Origin of the sequence: Aquitalea sp., from assembly GCF_030150775.1 — a bacterium.
Classification (GTDB): domain Bacteria; phylum Pseudomonadota; class Gammaproteobacteria; order Burkholderiales; family Chromobacteriaceae; genus Aquitalea; species Aquitalea denitrificans.
This window is the reverse complement of the sequence record NZ_JASLFG010000011.1, coordinates 1-18,872: the sequence shown is the minus strand read 5'-3', so window position 1 is coordinate 18,872 and position 18,872 is coordinate 1. Positions and strand designations below refer to the sequence as shown.

General features: G+C 58.3%; 17 protein-coding genes. All 17 read left to right on the top strand.

Features of this window, described 5'->3' with window-relative positions; translation table 11 throughout:
- Positions 1–43: 43 nt before the first annotated feature.
- Positions 44–634 (top strand): helix-turn-helix domain-containing protein, encoded by a 591-nt coding sequence (locus QVF59_RS03815; RefSeq protein WP_287877477.1) that lies wholly within the window; start codon positions 44–46, stop codon positions 632–634.
- A 32-nt stretch (positions 635–666) separates the two neighbouring features.
- A complete protein-coding gene (locus QVF59_RS03810) occupies positions 667–1,974 on the top strand; it encodes an NAD(P)/FAD-dependent oxidoreductase (protein WP_287877475.1) in 1,308 nt (435 codons plus the stop codon).
- 566 nt (positions 1,975–2,540) lie between these two features.
- Complete coding sequence (gene tssB, locus QVF59_RS03805) at positions 2,541–3,047, top strand: type VI secretion system contractile sheath small subunit (RefSeq protein WP_159875373.1); 507 nt, start codon at positions 2,541–2,543, stop codon at positions 3,045–3,047.
- 17 nt (positions 3,048–3,064) lie between these two features.
- On the top strand, positions 3,065–4,603 hold the full coding sequence (gene tssC, locus QVF59_RS03800; protein WP_159875372.1) for a type VI secretion system contractile sheath large subunit: 1,539 nt from the start codon (positions 3,065–3,067) through the stop codon (positions 4,601–4,603).
- 96 nt (positions 4,604–4,699) lie between these two features.
- On the top strand, positions 4,700–6,256 hold the full coding sequence (gene tssA / locus QVF59_RS03795; protein WP_287877474.1) for a type VI secretion system protein TssA: 1,557 nt from the start codon (positions 4,700–4,702) through the stop codon (positions 6,254–6,256).
- A 16-nt stretch (positions 6,257–6,272) separates the two neighbouring features.
- Complete coding sequence (gene tssF, locus QVF59_RS03790) at positions 6,273–8,036, top strand: type VI secretion system baseplate subunit TssF (RefSeq protein ID WP_287877473.1); 1,764 nt, start codon at positions 6,273–6,275, stop codon at positions 8,034–8,036.
- Positions 8,015–9,013, top strand: a complete 999-nt coding sequence (gene tssG, locus QVF59_RS03785; protein ID WP_159875370.1) for a type VI secretion system baseplate subunit TssG — start codon at positions 8,015–8,017, stop codon at positions 9,011–9,013. Before tssF ends, tssG begins: the two co-directional genes overlap by 22 nt.
- Positions 9,006–9,656: a type VI secretion system lipoprotein TssJ gene (gene tssJ, locus QVF59_RS03780; RefSeq protein WP_159875369.1), complete on the top strand. Its 651-nt coding sequence runs from the start codon at positions 9,006–9,008 to the stop codon at positions 9,654–9,656. Before tssG ends, tssJ begins: the two co-directional genes overlap by 8 nt.
- A 2-nt stretch (positions 9,657–9,658) precedes the next feature.
- On the top strand, positions 9,659–10,147 hold the full coding sequence (gene tssE, locus QVF59_RS03775; protein WP_287877472.1) for a type VI secretion system baseplate subunit TssE: 489 nt from the start codon (positions 9,659–9,661) through the stop codon (positions 10,145–10,147).
- A 77-nt stretch (positions 10,148–10,224) separates the two neighbouring features.
- On the top strand, positions 10,225–11,574 hold the full coding sequence (gene tssK / locus QVF59_RS03770) for a type VI secretion system baseplate subunit TssK (RefSeq protein WP_287877471.1): 1,350 nt from the start codon (positions 10,225–10,227) through the stop codon (positions 11,572–11,574).
- Positions 11,571–12,215 carry a DotU family type IV/VI secretion system protein gene (locus QVF59_RS03765; protein WP_159875366.1) on the top strand — a complete coding sequence of 215 codons (645 nt, stop codon included), beginning with the start codon at positions 11,571–11,573 and terminating at the stop codon, positions 12,213–12,215. The genes tssK and QVF59_RS03765 overlap by 4 nt, the downstream gene beginning before the upstream one ends.
- A gap of 9 nt (positions 12,216–12,224) precedes the next feature.
- The gene (locus QVF59_RS03760) at positions 12,225–13,805 is read left to right on the top strand and encodes an OmpA family protein (RefSeq protein WP_287877470.1); all 1,581 of its coding nucleotides are present in this window, start codon (positions 12,225–12,227) and stop codon (positions 13,803–13,805) included.
- A gap of 86 nt (positions 13,806–13,891) precedes the next feature.
- A complete protein-coding gene (locus QVF59_RS03755) occupies positions 13,892–14,377 on the top strand; it encodes an Hcp family type VI secretion system effector (protein WP_159875364.1) in 486 nt (161 codons plus the stop codon).
- A gap of 70 nt (positions 14,378–14,447) precedes the next feature.
- A complete protein-coding gene (locus tag QVF59_RS03750; protein WP_287877469.1) occupies positions 14,448–16,778 on the top strand; it encodes a type VI secretion system Vgr family protein in 2,331 nt (776 codons plus the stop codon).
- On the top strand, positions 16,778–17,605 hold the full coding sequence (gene tla1, locus QVF59_RS03745) for a toxin Tle1 chaperone Tla1 (RefSeq protein WP_287877468.1): 828 nt from the start codon (positions 16,778–16,780) through the stop codon (positions 17,603–17,605). The genes QVF59_RS03750 and tla1 overlap by 1 nt, the downstream gene beginning before the upstream one ends.
- Positions 17,606–17,665: 60 nt before the next feature.
- Entirely contained in the window at positions 17,666–18,361 is a 696-nt protein-coding gene (locus QVF59_RS03740) for a hypothetical protein (protein ID WP_287877467.1), read from the top strand.
- Positions 18,362–18,528: 167 nt separating this feature from the next.
- The coding region (locus tag QVF59_RS03735) for a hypothetical protein (protein ID WP_287877465.1) at positions 18,529–18,872 on the top strand (344 nt) is incomplete at its 3' end.

Below are 18,872 nucleotides of genomic sequence, written 5' to 3'. Positions count from 1 at the left end.
ATTTTTTCACGACAAGATAGCCCGCTCCCGTATGCTGGCTGGCATGACACATGCACCGATACCACCGCAATCTGACAGCAGCCAGCCCGACCCTGCCTGGCTGGGTGAGCAAATCCGCCAGCTACGCAAGCTACGCAAACTGTCCCTGCAGCAATTAAGCGAAGCCACTGGCCGCTCGATTGGCTTTCTCTCCCAGCTGGAGCGCGGCAAAAGCCAGCCCAGCGTATCCGACCTCAACAAACTGGCTACCGCCTTGGCCGTGCCCTATGGCGTGTTCTTCAGCCAGGCCCCGGCCCATGAGCGTGGCCTGGTGGTGCGCCAGGCACACCGCCCGGTGTTGCACTACGCCGAAGGCGTCAGCGACGCCCTGCTCTCGCCCGGCTTTGCCGGTGGTTTGCAACTGATGCTCACCCGCTTTGCCCCAGGAGCAAGTTCCGGCCCGCAAACCCTCAGCCACGGCGGCGATCAGGGCGGCATGGTGCTATGCGGTCAACTGGAGCTGTGGGTGGACGAACAATGCCATCTGCTGGCCGCTGGCGACAGTTTCAGCTTCAACAGCAGTCGGCCACACCGTTATTGCAACCCCGGCAATGAGGAAGCCCAGGTGGTATGGGCATATACCGTCAGCGCCTGAAGCGCCGCCGTCAATGAATTAAAGGAGAATCCATGTTTGAATCCGCCCGCCACTATCCACCCAGCTGGTATGCCGCCACCAGCACGGCCCAGCAAATCGAGCGCCCGGCGCTGACCCAGGATATGGATGTGGATGTGCTGGTGGTGGGCGCTGGCTTTACCGGTCTGTATACCGCACACAATCTGGCCGATGCCGGTGTCAACGTAGCCGTGATCGAAGCCAGCCGGGTGGGCTGGGCGGCAAGCGGACGCAATGGCGGACAGATCATTCTGGGATTCTCCTGCGACATGCCCCCCATCGAAGCGGCACTGGGGTTGGAAGCTGCCCAGGAAATCTGGCAACTACTGCGCAGTGCGGCAGCCGATATCCGCCACAAGATTGCCCAGCATCACATCGACTGCGAGCTGGCAGAGGGCCATCTGTGGACATCCGTGCTGTGGCAGCGCATCAGGTTGTTGTCTGAGTGGCAGGAGCATGCCGCCCGCCATTACGACTATCAGGCGCTGGAGTTCGTCCCGCGCAAGGACCTGCCGCAGCATGTCGGCTCGGAACGCTATGTGGCGGGCCTGATCGACCGCGAAGGCGGCCATTTTCACCCGCTCAAATACATTCTGGGTCTGGCCCGTGCCGCTGAAGAAAAGGGGGTGGCCATCTTCGAACAGACACGCGCCCTGTCCTATGCCAGCACGGCGAATGGCTGCGTGGTCCAGACAGCACAGGGCAAGATCCGCTGCCGCAAGCTGGTGCTGGCCACCAATGCCTATGTCGACCAGCTGGATCCGGCGCTGGAGCGCAAGATCATGCCGGTAGGCACCTATATGATTGCCACCGAAGCGCTGCCGGAAGACGTGGCCCGTCAGCTGCTGCCCAGCAATATGGCGGTGTCGGACAACCAGTTCATTCTGGATTACTTCCGCCTAAGTGCCGACCGCAGCCTGCTGTTCGGCGGCAAGTGCACCTATTCCGGCCGCACGCCCGCCAATCTCACCGCCAGCATGCGCGCCGACCTGCTGCGCGTGTTTCCGCAGCTGGCCCCCTATCGCATCACCCACACCTGGGGCGGCCATATCGACATCACCGTCCCGCGCACACCGGATTTCGGCTGCCGTGGCGACGTGTACTGGGCGCAAGGTTTTTCCGGCCACGGCGTGGTGCCTACCTGTGCCGCAGGCCGGGTACTGGCCAATGCCATTCTGGGCGACAGCCACCTGCTGCAGCAGTTCATGCGCCTGTCCAACCCCGACTTCCCCGGCGGCAAGCTGCTGCGCGTACCCTTGCAGGCTGCCGGCATGTTGTATTACCGCCTGCGCGACTACGCCATCCCCGGCCTGAGCTACTAAGAAGCTGTTCATAGTCCGCTGGGCTTTGGTGATACTGCGTTAACAGCGCCGGTGGAATACTCATTGACTCACTGTATCCGCTTCCTTAGTCGCTTTTGCCTTGTCTCACTCTAGCTCACAAGACTTTGAACAAGCTCTTGGCCGCTCCAAGCCAGGCATGAGCACAGCCCTGCCCTGAAACAGGACAGGGCTGTCACACCCAGGCCAACCCGCGTCCCCGCAAGCTAGCCAAGTCTATTGGCGAGGCTAACTACAAAGCAGCCCTGCGGTTATCAAACATCCCTGCCTGCCACGCCCCCGCCTCACCAGCCACACCCGTTCCTCCTGATGGCAAGCCGTATTAATCCGAGCCAAGCCAACAATTCCCCAGTCATCGTCCCGGTTTTTGCCTCAATCCATTCAGCATTTTCAGATAAAGACAAATGGCTATTGCTTGGAAAAATTTTATGCAATAGGGTTTTGTAAATAAAAAATTATTCCTTATCAATGACTTACAAACAGCTTGGCATACCACGGTTTAAGCGGAATGTCCTGAACCTTGCTGTACATCACTGGAGAAATACCCCATGGCTGAGAGTTTTCAGAAAGAAGTCCCCCCCGCCCGCGTCAATATCACACTGGACCTGCACACCGGCGGTGCCCAGAAAAAAATGGAACTTCCGCTGAAGCTGCTGGTACTTGGCGACTTCAGCCAGCGCGACGATGGCACCGCGCTAACCGACAAAACCAAACACTCCATCAACAAAAACAACTTTGATGCGGTCTTGGCAGATTACCAGCCTGCCTTGCAGCTCAGTGTGGACAACACCCTGGCCGCCGATGGTTCCGAGCTGCCAGTCAAGCTGAGTTTCACCGCGATGAAGGATTTTCACCCCGAGCAGGTAGTACGGCAGATCCCCGAGCTGCGTGCCCTGCTGGCCATGCGCAATCTGCTGCGCGACCTCAAATCCAATCTGCTAGACAACGCCGCTTTCCGTCGTGAACTGGAAACAATCCTCAAGGACGAAAAGCTGTCGCGCAGCCTGCGCGCAGAGTTGGAACACATCGCCCCGCTGGACACCCCGCAAGTCTGACTACCAAGGAAAACATCATGGAAATTAGCCCTCAGGAAAACAGCAGCACCGTACTGGAACATGACACGGTACAGGACAGCGGCGTGTATACCGCATTGTGCACGCGCATCAAGCTCAGTCCGGTCAGCCATGCCCCGGCTTTTGAAGTGTTCCAGAACCAGGATGCCCTATCCGAATCTTCCATCGACGAACGGATTGCCGTCGCAGTCAATGTATTCCTGAAGATGGTGCAGGAATCAGCCATGAAAGTGGAGCGGCTGGACAAAAGCCTGCTGGACTATCATATCGACCGCATCGATGCCCAGATCAGCCGCCAACTGGATGCCGTGCTGCATCACCCGGATTTCCAGCGCACCGAGTCGGCCTGGCGCGGACTGAAATTCCTGGTAGACCGTACCGATTTTCGCAAGAACGTCAAAATTGAAATCCTGGACGTTTCCAAAGACGCCTTGCGCCAGGATTTTGAAGACAGCCCGGAAGTCATCCAGAGCGGCCTGTATCGCCACACCTATATTCAGGAATACGATACCCCGGGCGGCGAACCCATCGGTGCCATCATTGCCGATTACGAATTCGATCGTGGTCCGCAGGACATCGCACTGCTGCGCAATGTATCCAAAGTATCGGCTGCGGCACACATGCCTTTCATTGCTTCGGTAGGTGCCGCCTTCTTCGGCAAGGACAGCATGGAGGAAGTGGCAGCCATCCAGGACGTGGCCAATTACTTTGACCGTGCCGAATACATCAAGTGGAAAAGCTTCCGCGATACCGACGATGCCCGCTATGTCGGCCTTACCCTGCCACGCTTTCTGGCCCGCTTGCCTTACGGCCAGGACACCGTTCCGGTGCGCAGCTTCAATTACAGCGAAAAGGTAAAAGGCCCCGACCACCAGCGCTATCTGTGGGCCAATGCAGCTTTTGCCTTTGCTGCCAATATGGTGCGCAGCTTTATCCACAATGGCTGGTGCGTGCAGATTCGCGGCCCGCAAGCCGGTGGCCTGGTGGAAGATCTGCCCATCCACCTGTACGACCTGGGTACCGGCAACCAGATCAAAATCCCCACCGAAGTGCTGATTCCGGAAACGCGCGAGTTCGAATTCGCCAATCTCGGTTTTTCGCCACTGTCCTTTTACAAGAACCGTGACTACGCCTGCTTCTTCTCCGCCAACTCGGCACAAAAGCCGGTGCTGTATGAGACACGGGAAGCCACTGCCAATAGCCGTATCAATGCCCGCCTGCCCTACATCTTCCTGCTGTCGCGCATCGCCCACTACCTGAAGCTCATCCAGCGCGAAAACATCGGCACCACCAAGGACAGACGCGTACTGGAGCTGGAGCTCAACAGCTGGGTCAAGAACCTGGTCACCGAAATGACGGATCCGGGCGATGAACTGCAAGCCTCCCACCCGCTACGGGAGGCCAGAGTCGTCGTGGAGGACATCGAGGACAACCCGGGCTTCTTCAAGATCAAGCTGTTCATCGTGCCGCACTTCCAGGTCGAAGGCATGGATATCAGTCTGTCGCTGGTATCGCAAATGCCCAAGGCCAAGAGCTGAGGCTGAGCGGTTTGCCCATCAGCCCCCGGATGGGCAAACCGCTGGCACAGCACCTCAGGCATTCACGCATAGACCACTACAGGAACTCCACGGCCCATGAAACCGGACTGGCTCAATCGATTGATCGGACAGGAAAACACCAGCCTGGCAGAACAGCCCTTTGCTGAACTGCTACAAGCCTGCGGGCCTGAGCATCCTTGCGGAGAGGATGTCGGCAGCAATGAGCTGTTTTTGCAGGTCAAGGAAAACCTGGCCTTGCTCTCCGGCCTCGATAGCGTCGCCCTGGAGCAGGACTGCCTTGCCTTGCTGCAGCAAGGCAAGGATTTACGCCCGGCGGTGTATCTGGTGTATGCCTGGGTCCGCCAGCAAGGCTGGCAGGGCTTGCTGCAGGGGCTGCAATTCCTGGCAGCACTCATCCGGCAGTATGACAACAAGCTCTATCCCCGCCGCAGCGAAACCCGTCACGCCACTCTTGCCTGGCTCAGTAGCAGCAAGGTACTGGACTGGCTGGATGCCCAAGGTAGTCCCCCTTTGTCGCTCAAGCCAGCACTGCGTCAGCAACTGCAGGCAGTGCTGGAGGCATGGGCAGGGCATGACGCCCGACTGGAAACAGCCTGGTCTGCCTTGCAGACCCGACTCCAGCAGGAGGACGTGCAGGACAGTGTCACCCGAGACGCGGTCATGCCAGATGGCAACCTCCATCACGACCCGCATCAGGATCAATCGATTCATTCCAGCCAGATGCTGATGGATAGCTTGCGAGCCATGTGCAGCTATCTGCAACAACAACCACATGGTGCCTTTGCGGCCTTTCGTCTGGCCCGGGTGGTGCGCTGGGATAGCGTACGCCAGCCCCCACCGCACAACGGTCAGCTGCTGACAAGGCTGGCCGGACCACGCCCGGAATTACGGCAACAACTCAAGCGCCTGCTGCTGCAAAAACAATGGCACGGCTTGCTGGAAAAAACCGATGCGGCCTTTCTGGAATCAGCCAATCACTTCTGGCTGGACTTGCAGTATATGGCCTGGCAAGCACTCGGCCAGCTGGGACAGGACTATCAGCAGTGGCGTGATATTGCATTGAGCGATATTGCCCTGATGCGGCACCGCCTGCCGGATATCGAGCAGCTGCGCTTTGCCGATGGCAGCTCTTTTGCCGACGACACCACATTGGAATGGCTGGCCAGCCATGCAGTAGTGCATGACATCAGCGCCGGAGAGGCCATTACGCCGACCTATGCCAGCGCAGGCGGTGACCCATCCTTGCAAGACATCAGCCATGAAGCCCAGTTGCTGGCAGAACAGCAAGGACTGGAAGCCGCACTGGCCTGGCTGCAAAGCCTGCCGCAAGCACGCGGCATGCGTGGTCAGACCGAACGCCTGCTCCTCACCGCCCGCCTGGCCGAAACCAATGGCAGGGCAGACATTGCGCTGGGGATTGCAAGCGGACTGGAAAGCCAGGTGTGCAGCCCTGTCATCTGCCAGTGGGACCCGGAGCTGGCCTTTGAAGTCAAGCTCACCTACCAGCAATTACTGCGCAGCCGCAGCAGGAAAGAAAGCGACAAACAACAGCTGAATCTGCAATTACAGCGTTTACAGCAGGAACTCAGCCTGCTCAACCCCTTGCGTAGCGCGCTGTTACCGAGCTACTGAAGCAGAGCCACTGCCAATGGATGACCAAACTCTGCATTACTTCGAAGCTGAAATGCGCTATCTGCGCGACGCGGGCAAGGAATTCGCCCGCGCCCATCCCGATCGCGCAGCGCAGCTGAACCTTGACCGGGTAGGCGATCTGGACCCCATGGTCGAGCGCCTGCTGGAAGGCTTTGCCTTTCTGATGGGCAAATTGCAGCAAAAACTGGATGACGATCTGCCGGAACTGACCGAAAACCTGGTCAGCCTGCTGTGGCCACATTATTTGCGCATGATACCGTCACTGACCGTCATGTCGTTTCAGCCCGCCAAAGGGGTGCTGCAGCAGGCAGAACATCTGGCCACAGGCACCGCTCTGCAAAGCGATCCGGTCGGTGCGGCAGGCATCCGCTGCCACTATCGCACCACTCGGCCACTGCAACTGCGCCCCCTGCAACTGCAGCTGGCACAGCTGGAAGAGCAGGGCGATGGCCGCCAGTTGATCCGTTTGGGACTCCAGCTGGAAGAGCAGGCCAATCGCGAAAGTCTGGACCTGTCCCGACTGCCCTTGTTTCTCAATGCCGATGCGCCGGTTGCCTTTGCCCTGCTGCACGCGCTGACCCGGCCCGGCGTCCACCTGACACTCAAGCCCAGCGGGCAAGAAACAGTAATTGCGGCTGACCTGAGCCTGCGGCAAACCGGCTTCGACCCGGATGACGCACTGTGGCCCAGACCGGCCACCGCACATGGCGGTTATCCCTTGCTGATGGAATACTTTGCCTTCCGGGAAAAATTCCTCTTTGTCGAACTGCAAGGCATCCACACCAGCCAATTACCGGCAGATGGCCGGTTCGACATCGAAATCTGTCTCACCAGCAGTTTTCCGCCCGGACTTCCCTTCGACCAGTGCGCCTTTCAACTGAATTGCGTTCCGGCCATCAATCTGTTCGAAGTGGAAACCGAGCCGATTCATGTCGATCACCTCTCCACGGAATATCGCGTTATCCCCCGGCTACATGATGCCGCCCATGTCGAAGTTTTCTCCGTGGATAGCGTGCAGGCATTTGACCACCATACCGGTCAACGCCATGCCTATCTGCCATTCAGCAGTTTTCGCCACCGGGGTGGCATGCTGCGCCACGAGGCACCCGAACGCTATTACCACAGCGGCCAACGCCAAAGCGCCAGCGGACGTTACGACACCTGGCTGATGCTGGGCGGGCATGCCTGGCAACAGCAAAACAGCCTGTTCAGCGAAACCCTGTCGCTGCAAGTCACCGGCACCAATGGCATGCTGCCGCGCAAGGCATTGCGCCAGGCGCAGTTGCTTACCCTGCTGCAAGACAATGCCTCGGTGGTGGCAATCTGCAACCTGGTTCCACCCAGCCTGCCCTGCCACCCTCCACGGGAAGACCGTTTCCAGTGGCGGGTACTGTCGCATATGGCCAGCAATTATCTGTCCTTGCTGAATACGGAAACCTTGCGCGGCACCCTGGCCCTGTATGACTGGACCCAGGACGAACTCAACCGCCGTCGCCTGCAGGCTATTGTCGATGTCTCGCATCAGCTGGTCCGCAAAGTGGAGCGCGGCTGCGTCATGAGCGGCGTCGAAATCAGTATCACACTGGACCAGGCCGGCTTTACCGGTGAGGGTGATCTCTACCTGTTTGCCACCCTGCTGGACCACTTTCTCGCCGGCTATGCCGACCTCAACCTGTTTACCCGCTTGCGCGTTCTGCTCCAGCCAACAGGACAGATTTTCTACGGGGAGGACCGTCCATGCAGCCGCCCTCCCCTCTGATGCAGAGCATGCTGGAACAGGCATGCCGCTTCAATTTTTATCGCTTCTGCGAACTGGTGGAACTGGCCCACCCCGATGCCAAGCGGTTTGCCAGCCAGGACAGCATTGCAGCCGACCCCATCCGCTTTCGTTCGCGCCCGGGATTCGGTTTTCCCACGGCGGAGCTGGCGTATCAGCCGGCTGACATTGCCGATACAGCGCTACCGGTTCCCGCGGTGCAAACCCGCTTTCTCGGGCTCACCGGCGTGGATGGCATCCTGCCCTTGCACATCGGCAATGACCTGGTCACCCGCAGGGAGGGACACGAGGTCCTGGCAGACTTTCTTGATCTGTTCCATCACCGCATCGTCACCCGCTATTACGCCATCTGGCGCAAATATCACTATCCCGTCGGCTTCCTGCCCGGCGGGCAGGACCGGATATCCAAAGCCTTGCTCGGCCTGACAGGCCGTGCCATACCCGGCGCTGAGCTTGAACTCAGCCCGGCACGCTGGCTGGCACTACTCGGGCCAATGAGCCAACGCAGCCGTACCGCCGATGGCCTGCGCGCAGCAGTGCTGCATGTGCTGCCGGAGATCAGGCCCGAGATCAGCTGTTTTCACCCGCGCATGGTACTGCTACCCGCCAGTCGGCTAGGCCAAAGCAGCCGGATGGCAGCAGGCAGCCTGGTGCTGGGTCGACGTCTGCTTGATGTACAGCGCACCGTAAAACTGACCTTGCATCTGCAGGACAGCAGTGAGCTCAGCCTGCTGCAGCAAGGTCAGCCAACCCATGCCGAGCTGTGCACCATCCTGCGTGGCTATCTGGGCCTGCGCTGGGACCTGGCCTTGTTTGCCAGCCTGTCCCGCCACTTATGGCCTCCTTCACGGCTATCTCGCCATAGCGCCAGACTCGGTCGCGATGCCCACCTGAAGCCGGCTTCGTTTGCCGTCCAGCCAACAGACCCACTGATTCCGCTAGGCAGGCTACATGCCTAGCCCGATTCCGCTCAAACAGGAGAACGCCCCCATGCGCCACGCCCTGCGCATCATGCTGTTGCTGCTTGTCCTCGGCCTTGCCGGCTGCGGTGCCTGGCAATACGTCAAGGACGGTAGCAAAGCCTTGACCACTGCGGTGTTTTATCCGCGCATCAAGACCGTGAAACTGGATGTGACCGCCAGAACCGCATTGAACCCGGATGAACAGGGGCGCTCATTGTCGGTAGTGGTGCGGGTCTACCAGTTGAGGGATGGCAAGGCATTCCGCGCCGCCAGCTATGAACAGATACTCAGCGACGACAAAAAGATACTGGGTGATGAACTGCTGGCACGCCACGACTTTGTCCTGGCCCCGGACAGCAGCTACAGCCTCAACACCCATCTGGACGAAAACGCCGGTCAGATAGCAATCGTCGCACTGTTCCGCCAGAACGGACCACAAACCATCTGGCGCATCAGCTTGCCCACCAGCGTTCTGGACAATGACATCCCGGCCAAATTGGAAGTGAAGGATAGCCAGATCCTCATCAGCCAGCTGCCTCATCCGCTTCCCCAGGCCGCAGCGGCTGAACCGCAAACACCAGCCAGCCCGCCCCCTCAGCCCGCGAGCGCAGCCGCGGCCAGCAAAGCAAAGGGGAAATGATCATGCGTAACCGGCAAACCGGTCCCTCCCTCTACGAAAAACTGTTGGGCAACTTTCAGGATGGCAGCACGGTATACGACTGGGACGATGCCACCCAGCTACTGCTCAGTGTGATGGACAACATCCGGGTGATTCTCAACAGCCGACAGGGTGCGCTCAAGCATTTACCTGACTACGGCCTGCCTGATCTGTCACTGATCTACCGCCACCTGCCTGCCAGCGCCCATCAATTGCGTCAGAGCATCGCCAGCACGCTACTGAAATACGAACCCCGGCTGGACAGCATCGATATCAGGCTGCTGGAGGCCCGGCACAGCGATGTGCTGGGTTATGAACTGGTCTGTCATCTGAAGCAGGCAGGGCTAGTACGTTTTGGCAGCTACTTCAGCCCGGACCAGGCGGTCCGACTGCGGCTGCTGACGGCCGTAGAGCAGCCATCGGCTGATCCACCCCTATATGTGAGGTCACCGGCTTACCCCACACCACCTTGATTACCGAACCGTTTAGTCATTGCCGATCACCGTAGCGGCCCTGCATTCATGGCCATCATTTTTGAAGGATATTCAGCTTGCGCATTCACAAACCACTCTGGCACGAAGGCATCCTGCTCTTGCCACAGCTGTTTCAACAACAAGAAACCATGCAAGCCGCCCAGCGCCAACAGCTGGCCGAACTGGCCAGCCCCTTTCCCTGGGGGCTGTCAGCCATCCTGCTGGATGAACGCGCGCTGGATCAGGGACAGGTCAGGCTAGATAGCCTGGCGGGCATTTTTCCCGATGGCAGCGCCTTCGACCAGCGACTCAGCGGCCACATGCCATCGCCACGTCATCTGGATGAACTCCCAGCCACACTGGACAGCGTAACCGTATGGCTGGCGCTGCCTGCACTCAACCCCATGGGAAACAATCTGCATCTGGGCAGCGTCGGGCCCGCTGACATACCACGGCGGTATCGGCAGAGCTTTGCCCGCGTGGCCGACCACATGGGTGAACAGGAAGACGAGCTGGCCGTCGAGCAGCTCAACCTGCTGTTGAAGTTTGATGGCGAATCACTGGATGGCATGAGCAAGTTGCCCCTTGCCCGACTACAGCGCAATGCACAAAACCGCTTTGTCAGCGACCCGGACTTCATCCCCCCCCTGCTGTGCTGCCATGCCCTGCCTGCACTGCAAAACCGCCTGCAACAGCTCAGCGAACTATTGCAGGCCAGGCAGGACAGCCTGCAGCAGCAACGCCGCGAACGCACCCAGCAGGCTGCCGACTACCTGCTATCCGACATCAGCCTGCTATGGCTGATGAATACGCTGGGGCAGTGCTGGCCGGAACTGCGCATGCTGTCGCAACTACCAGGCATTCACCCTTATAGCGCCTATCTGTGCCTGTCCCGGCTGGCCGGCATGCTCTGTACCTTTGCCCTGGAACGCCAGTTAAACGATATCCCCGTCTATACCCACCAGCAGCTGGGTACGGTATTCGGTCAGCTCGACAGCCTGATTCGTGATCTGCTGGATACCGTCATCCCCACCCCGGTGGTGCTGCTTCCCTTGCAACGTGACGGCGCCAATTTGTGGATCGCCCATCTGGAAGACCCCCGTTTGCGCGAAGGTGCCGATTTTTACCTCTCGGTGCACGCCGCCATGCCACTGCACCTGCTGCAAGAGCAACTGCCCAAAGTCTCCAAGGCCGGAGCGCCGGAGGATGTCGCCCGCATCATGTCCTCAGCACTGAACGGCATTCCACTGCGCCCCATGCAACGCCTGCCCACCGCCCTGCCCAGCAGGGTGGACAGCCTGTATTTCGCCCTGGATGCCCAGCACCCGGCCTTTGCCGCCATGCTGGCCGCCCAGTCCTGTGCCTTTTACTTCCCTTCTTCGCTGCCAGAACTGCAACTGGCGCTGTATGCGGTGCCCAGACCATGAAACCAGCCGACATCCTCCATAGCGTACGCGGCCACATGCGCGATGTGGCTCTCATCGTCACCCGGCTAAGCGGACAAGCCGACGTGATTGCGCCGGACCATTGGCAAGACCACTGCATGGCAGTACTGGATCAGCTGGACCAGCATCTGACCCAAAGTGGAGCACCAGCCAGCGATAGGACGCAGATGATCTACGCCGCCAGCTGCCTGCTGGACGAAACAGCACTGAGAACGCTGCCCGAAACCCAGCGCCTGCAATGGCAAGCCACCCCCTTGCAGGTACACCGTTTTGGCACCCTGCAAGGAGGCGAACAAGTATATGAACAAATCAGCCAGGCACTCGCCACGCCAGCACCCTCCCTGTGGCTGCTAGCCTGCTGGCAACTGGTGCTGGCACTCGGATTCCAGGGCAAATACCAGCATCAGGACCCAGCCCAACGCACCCAACTGATGCACAAGCTGGATCAGACCATCGGGGCAATCGACACCCCCATGCAAGCCGCTCAGCGCAGACGTCGCAGCCTGCACTGGCGCAGCTTCTCCCCCTGGCTGTGGGCCCTGCTGTCCTGCTCCTTGGCCCTCATTGTCTACTTCCTGCTGCAAAGCTGGCTGCACCACGCAGTCAGCCAGCTGGGCAGCTAAGGAATCAACATGCCGCGCATACTCTGGCACTGGCTGTTTCCACCCATGGTGCTGACACTCGGGCTCCTGCTGATCTGGCGTTCATTAGCACTGACTACACTCAGCGCTGCACTGCTCAGCCTGCCCTGGCTGCTACTCATGCTGGTGTTGTGGCAACACGGATTACGGCGGGCCAACACCAGTACAGACCGCACCATTGATGTCATTTTGCTGGGAGGACCAGCCGCCTCCGACCTCATGCAAGGCCATGCCAGCCGCGAGGGTCTGCACCAGCGCTGGTTATGGCTGGCCGATGCTGAACAGCTGGCCAGCTGGCACGCCGAGCACTACCGCGTCTGCGGCCTGCTGCTGGTCGTCAATGCCGATCAGCCCCTTTCAGCTGCAACAGACCCTGCACTATCAGCCTGGCAACGTGCCTGGCAACATGCCCAGCAGCAACTTGGCCATCCCTTGCCTGCAGCCTTGCTGGTCATCGCGGCATACCCTGCCCAAGCAGGCAGCTTGCAGCCATCAAATCCCGCCATCCCTCCGGCTACAGACTATCCGGCAGCACAACAGGCCATCACCCGACAAGGGCAGGCCATGGAGGCCGAAAGCTGGCACAGCAATATAGAAAACCGCCAGCAGGCATTGCAAAACAGCATCGCACTGCAATGGCTGCAGCAGCATACAGCAGAACAGTTCCTGCCCATCCTGCTTCCACAACAGTCGGCGCGTGGCAGTCCGGCCCTGCATGCCATCGGCTGGATGTGCGCCGGTGATCTGACAGGGGATAACCCTTGGCAGCAGGCCGCCAACCAGGCCAGTCACCTGCGGCTGCACTCGCTGCGGCCGGCCAATCCGCCGCAGGCCTTGCCCCTGCCCGAAGCACTGGTCGCCAGCTTCCCCGCCCGGCTAAGCTGCCCGCCTTCACTGCAACGGCTGGCCTGGCTATTTACCACGGTGGCGCTGTTTTTTACCGCCTTCGCCACCAGCTCCGCCTGGAACAATCACCTGCTGATTCAACAAAGCGAAGCCAGGCTGCGCGCCTTCCAGATGCTCAAGCCGACACAGGAACCGCTACGCGGTCATGCAGCGCAAACACTGCAAGCCTGGCAAGAGCACCTGAATAGTATTGCCACCAACGGCATACCGCTGCGGCTGGATATCGGGCTGTACCAGGGCCATGCCCTGGCCAGCATCAGCAACGAGGCCCTGCGGCGCTACCAGCCCCCTGCTCCCAAACGCGAGGTCGTCCGCCTCGATAGCACGGCCCTGTTCGACAGTGGCAAGGCCGTACTCAAGCCACAAGCCAAACTGGCCTTGCAATCGGTCCTGATCTGGCTACAGGCCAATCCAGGCAAACGGGTATTGATAGACGGCCATACCGACAACACCGGCAATGCCGCCAGCAATCTGCAGCTTTCGCAGGCGCGTGCCGAAGCCGTACGCAGCTGGCTGGTGACCGCCACCACCTTCCCCATTACCCATTTTGCCGTGCAGGGGCTGGGAGACACCCAGCCCCTGGACAGCAATGACGATGCGACCGGTCGCAGCAAAAACCGGCGCGTGGAAATCACCCTGATCGAACCGCCAGGCAATACGCGCTGATATCAGGGTGTCAACGAAACCGCCCCTGCCCAGTGCAGGCGGACGGACAGCACGCCCGGGGCAAGTCCCCGGCAAGGAGAAACAGTATGGCTATACCCGCGTATTTGTGGATCAAGGATGACGGCGGTGCCGATATCAAAGGCTCGGTCACCGTGCAGGGACGTGAAGGATCCGTAGAAATCCTGGAATTCGACCATAGCGTCTACATCCCCACCGACGGCAACACCGGCAAACTCACCGGTACCCGCGTGCACACCCCGCTTACCTTCGTCAAAGAATTCGACGCCTCCTCACCCTATCTGTACAAGGCGGTTACCAGCGGACAAAACCTCAAGGGCATGGAGATCAAGTGGTACCGCATCGACGATGCCGGCGAAGAAAAAGAGTATTTCAACATGAAGCTGGAAAACGTCAAGGTCGTCGCCGTCAAACCCAAAATGCACAACATCAAGGACATCGACAAGGAGCGCTACAACCACCTGGAACAGGTGGACGTGCGCTACGAAAAGATTACCTGGGCCTACAAGGACGGCAACATCATCCACTCCGATAGCTGGGTAGAAAACCGCTAACCACCAACCGCCGGCAGCTGCCCATCCGGCAGGCTGCCGGTGCGGCTATCACCCACTTAAAGGACCCACCATGCCCAACCCCTATCAGCTCGCCTTCCCCGATCGCCTGGGGCTGGACCTGTCCGTGTTCGCCTTTACCCTCGACGAAGCCCTCGACACCCCCTTCCTGCTCGAGGTCTCCGTCACTTCCCCACAAGCAGACCTCCCCCTCGCCAGCCTCATCCACCAGCCCGTCACCTTTACCATCACTCCGCCCCAGGCCAATCCGCTGCCCCTCATCCCCGGCCTGACGCCCCCACCCACCCCTGACCACACCCGACGCTGGCAGGGCCTGGTGCGCGCCGCCAGCCGCCTGCACACCAATCAGCAGGAAACCCGCTACCGCTTTCGCATCGGCCCGCCCCTGGCCGCCCTCGCCGATGGCCGCCACACCCGGCTGTTTCAGCAACAGAGCATTCCCGCCGTCATCGCAGCCGTGCTGCAACAGCATGGCCTGGCCGGCAGCGCCCTGCAGTTTGACCTGACTGCCGACTATCCGCTGTTCGAGCACATTACCCAGTATCGCGAGAGCGATCTGGATTTCATCCAGCGTCTGGCCGCCGATGCCGGGCTGTTCTATCAGGCGATCCCCGCTGACGATGGCCGCGCGCTGCTGGCCTTTGGCGACAATCTGGAGCATTACCAGCGCGGCTTGCTGCCCATGATCCCCCTCAGCCCCGATGCCGGCCTGGAGGGCGTCGGCCGCGAAGTGGTGCGCCGTTTCGACTTGCACCACCAGCCCATGCTGCACAGCGTGCAGCGCCGTGACTTCAACTACCGCAGTGCCAGCACCCCGCTGGCCAGCCGGGTGGACAGCCCCGACGATACCCCGGCGACCCATGGGCTGGATGATGACTGGGGCGAAGGGCAGCGCAATGCCGACGAGGGCCTGCGTCTGGCGCTGCTGCGTCACCAGCTGTCGCTCAGCCGTCAGTGTCGCGGCGAGGGGGCCGGCAATGTACTACGCTGCCGCCCCGGTGCCGTGCTCACCCTCAGCCAGGCCTTTGCCGAGGCCCCCCACGGCTGGCTGCTCACCGCCGTGCGCCATCAGGGCGCGCGCGATCAGGCCTATCACAACCAGTTCAGCGTGATCCCTGCCGACCGCATCTGGCGACCGGCCCTGCGCGACAAGCCACGCATCCACGGCACCCTGCCCGCCATGGTGGTAAGCCCGGCCAACAATAGCTACCGCTATCCCTTTCTGGATGCCGATGGCCGCTACCGGGTGCGCTTTCTGTTTGATCTGGATGCATGGCCCCCCGGCAGCGATTCGCGCCCGGTACGCCTGGCCAAACCCTTTGCCGGCGGCGGCTTTGGCCTGCACCTGCCCCTGCACGCTGGCACCCGCGTCAACATCGCCTTTACCGATGGCGATATCGACCGCCCCTATATCGCGTCGGCCATGCACGACAGCAGCAAGCCGGATCACATCGACAGCGGCTGGCACACCCGCAACGTCATCCTCACCCGCGCCCACAACAAGCTGCGCATGGAGGACTTACAGGGCAAGGAGCACATCAAGCTGGCCACCGAGTACGGCAAGACCCAGCTCAATATCGGCCACCTGGTGGACGCCCAACGCCAGCCGCGCGGGGAAGGGTTTGAGTTGCGCAGCGACCAGTGGGGGGCCATCCGTGCGGGTAAGGGGCTGCTGCTCTCTGCCCATGGGCAGCAGCACGCTCACGGCAAGCAAACCGACCTGACCGAAACCTACCAGACACTGGATGAAGCCAACCAGAATGTCCGCGCCATGAGTAGCGCAGCAAAAATGGCCAATGCGGAAGAACTGGACTGGCAAGCACAACACCAGTTGTTACAGCAGCAAATAAAACAGTTACAGGAAGCCGTGCTGGTAGCCACGTCTCCCGCAGGAATAGCGCTGTCCACTTCTGGCACCATGCACCTGAATACGGGGAAAACCCTGGCCGTCAGCAGTAATGGGAATACCGCGATTACGGTCATGAAAAAACTGACGATCAATGTCAGTGAAATCATCAGCCTGTTTTCCCTGAAAACTGGAATCAAATTATTTGCCAATAAAGGCCCGGTGCAAATTCAGGCGCAGTCCGATGCATTACAACTGGCATCCATGGGAGAACTCAATATCAGCAGTTCCAATGGCAAGGTCGTCATCAATGCCAAAGAAATTATGCTGGCTGCTGGCGGCAGCTGGATCAGCATTGGCAGTGAAGGACTAAAACTGGGAAGTGGTGCAGGGCCGATTACCCACTTTGGTGATTTCAGCGTCCTTGATCCCATTGCAAAATCAATTCCCCTCCCGTCTTTTACCAAGGTCAATTGCAAATCCTGCCTGGAGCGCGCTTTTAGGGAAACCAACCCACTAACAGGAGGCCATGCCTGATGTTAAACATAACAAAAACACAACGACAAACCCCAGCAAAATGGCTGGATGATCTGCTTACCCATGCACAACAAACACAGAATACCCAACTATTCGCCATGATTGACTTGGCTCACGATGAAAATTTCATACTGCAAACAATTCGATACCACACTGCGGCACCAGCCTATCGGCTATTACTGGAAAACACAACACACCAGTCTGCCGCTGAATCTGGACCAGTATTAATTACCATCAACACGGAGCAACAAACACAAGTAAAACTATTACTGGAATTAATGCAGGTTATAGAAAATGAGCCGCGCATCATTTTCTTCATCGCACAAGCACATATCAACCTAGATCAACTCGCACAACGGTTAACACAAGCAACTCAAGTAGAGCTGGAGGATGGCCTATTACCCATGATATTTCGCTTTTACGATCCACGTTGCATACATATAGCGCTTAGCAACTTATCCCCTGCCGAATTCAAATTTCTGTTTGAGCCCATTTACTCTATCCACTGGCAAGACCGGGATGGCGTTTCCAGTCGGATAAACCGCCCGACTGATTTCTCCTCTTTGCCGGACTGGCCACATCAAGTACTACACCTGAGCGATGGTAGCGTACAAGCGTTGAGCGCCTGGCATCAGGCCGAAAAATGGCAACAAACCCATGAATCCACTCCGGATAAGTTTGGCCTGCCAAACAAAGAAGCCATGATGCAACTTCTTTATCAAATGCAATTACTTGCCGATGAGGAAAATCTGCTTTCCGAACCAGAGCGCAATGCCTTTATTGATGAAAAACTGCAAAAACACAGGAAAAACAAACAATCATCTTAAGCGTAGTTAATTCCAGCCATTACCAAATAAACTTCCGCTAAACCACAAAGGAAACACACCATGTCAACCACACTCCGTCACAGCGCAATCGCCATTGTAATGCTAAGCAGCATTCTCTGCACTTCGGCAACAAGTCATGCCGACACATTAAAATCGGAAAAAATATATTTTTCAAATGAAAGCATTGATCAACTAAAAGACTGGATAAACAGTAACAAACCAACCAGCAAGGAAATAAAAATAGGCAATTTCAATATTCCACTCCCACCGGGAGAATGGAAGCCACTGCCTGGCGGACTGGAGACTGAGTCTTTTATCGTCAGTAAAAACCAGATTGGCATTGAACTATACACTGCAACAGATAATCCAGAGCAAATGCCAGACTACATGCTAAGCATTACCGCAAGCCAAAGCATCCCCTTTACCTACCTACCAAACATATGCAACCCAAACAACACAAGCTTTCCTGGCGAAATGACAATTAGCACCAATGCAATAAAAACAACATATCCCAATTTAAATTGCCACACACTAAGAATAAAATTTATACATGAAGCATCAATCCTAACATCATCTCAACTTTACTCTAAAGATAACAACAACATATCAATTAGTTATATAAAATTGATAACCGACAAAAATGGAACCACTGGAAAAATAACCGACAAAGAGAAATCAGAAATAGAAATATTCAAACAAAAATCAAATGATTATTTGGAAATTTTAAACAAAACAATTGGGCCGTTATTTCAGTAAACAGGAGAAAACCATCTAGCACAACTCACAAAATAGTGCCGCTGCGGTAAGAATAACTAACACAAGTACTTCAAGGTTTCTGCCAAACGGTACTATGCCGCAGCCCATTTTTAGCCTCTCTAAAAACCATAAAAAGTAATAGCTCAACTAGTTGGAGCGCAATAGTCATGTTCTACGCCACTGGAAACCTGGAACACGCCCAACTGGCCGCCCCCTGGGATGATCAGCTGGATGCCTTTCCCAGTGCTGCCCAGCAGCTGCGCGATATGCGCCATTGGCGGCGACAGCTCTGGCGGCACGGCATCCGCTGGCTTAAACGCGCGCTGCTCTGCCTGCTGCTACCGTGGCTGGCAGCGTGCTCCAGCCTGGCCGGGCCGGGCGGCGGGCTGATCGGCGTGCCTACCCATCTGTATGACTTCAACCCGCATATCTACACCGTCAAATCCGTCACGTTTGAGTTTCTGGGTGTGGCCGGGGTATCCGGCGGCGAGGAGTGCTGCGCCACGCTGCC

Bases quoted from the DNA above. Each gene is read 5' to 3' on its own strand.
- QVF59_RS03760 (WP_287877470.1), top strand. From the start codon at position 12,225: ATGCCGCGCATACTCTGGCACTGGCTGTTTCCACCCATGGTGCTGACA.
- QVF59_RS03815 (WP_287877477.1), top strand. From the start codon at position 44: ATGACACATGCACCGATACCACCGCAATCTGACAGCAGCCAGCCCGAC.
- tssA (WP_287877474.1), top strand. From the start codon at position 4,700: ATGAAACCGGACTGGCTCAATCGATTGATCGGACAGGAAAACACCAGC.
- tssC (WP_159875372.1), top strand. From the start codon at position 3,065: ATGGAAATTAGCCCTCAGGAAAACAGCAGCACCGTACTGGAACATGAC.
- QVF59_RS03750 (WP_287877469.1), top strand. From the start codon at position 14,448: ATGCCCAACCCCTATCAGCTCGCCTTCCCCGATCGCCTGGGGCTGGAC.
- tla1 (WP_287877468.1), top strand. From the start codon at position 16,778: ATGTTAAACATAACAAAAACACAACGACAAACCCCAGCAAAATGGCTG.
- tssE (WP_287877472.1), top strand. From the start codon at position 9,659: ATGCGTAACCGGCAAACCGGTCCCTCCCTCTACGAAAAACTGTTGGGC.
- tssB (WP_159875373.1), top strand. From the start codon at position 2,541: ATGGCTGAGAGTTTTCAGAAAGAAGTCCCCCCCGCCCGCGTCAATATC.
- tssJ (WP_159875369.1), top strand. From the start codon at position 9,006: ATGCCTAGCCCGATTCCGCTCAAACAGGAGAACGCCCCCATGCGCCAC.
- QVF59_RS03755 (WP_159875364.1), top strand. From the start codon at position 13,892: ATGGCTATACCCGCGTATTTGTGGATCAAGGATGACGGCGGTGCCGAT.
- tssF (WP_287877473.1), top strand. From the start codon at position 6,273: ATGGATGACCAAACTCTGCATTACTTCGAAGCTGAAATGCGCTATCTG.
- QVF59_RS03810 (WP_287877475.1), top strand. From the start codon at position 667: ATGTTTGAATCCGCCCGCCACTATCCACCCAGCTGGTATGCCGCCACC.
- QVF59_RS03765 (WP_159875366.1), top strand. From the start codon at position 11,571: ATGAAACCAGCCGACATCCTCCATAGCGTACGCGGCCACATGCGCGAT.
- QVF59_RS03740 (WP_287877467.1), top strand. From the start codon at position 17,666: ATGTCAACCACACTCCGTCACAGCGCAATCGCCATTGTAATGCTAAGC.
- tssG (WP_159875370.1), top strand. From the start codon at position 8,015: ATGCAGCCGCCCTCCCCTCTGATGCAGAGCATGCTGGAACAGGCATGC.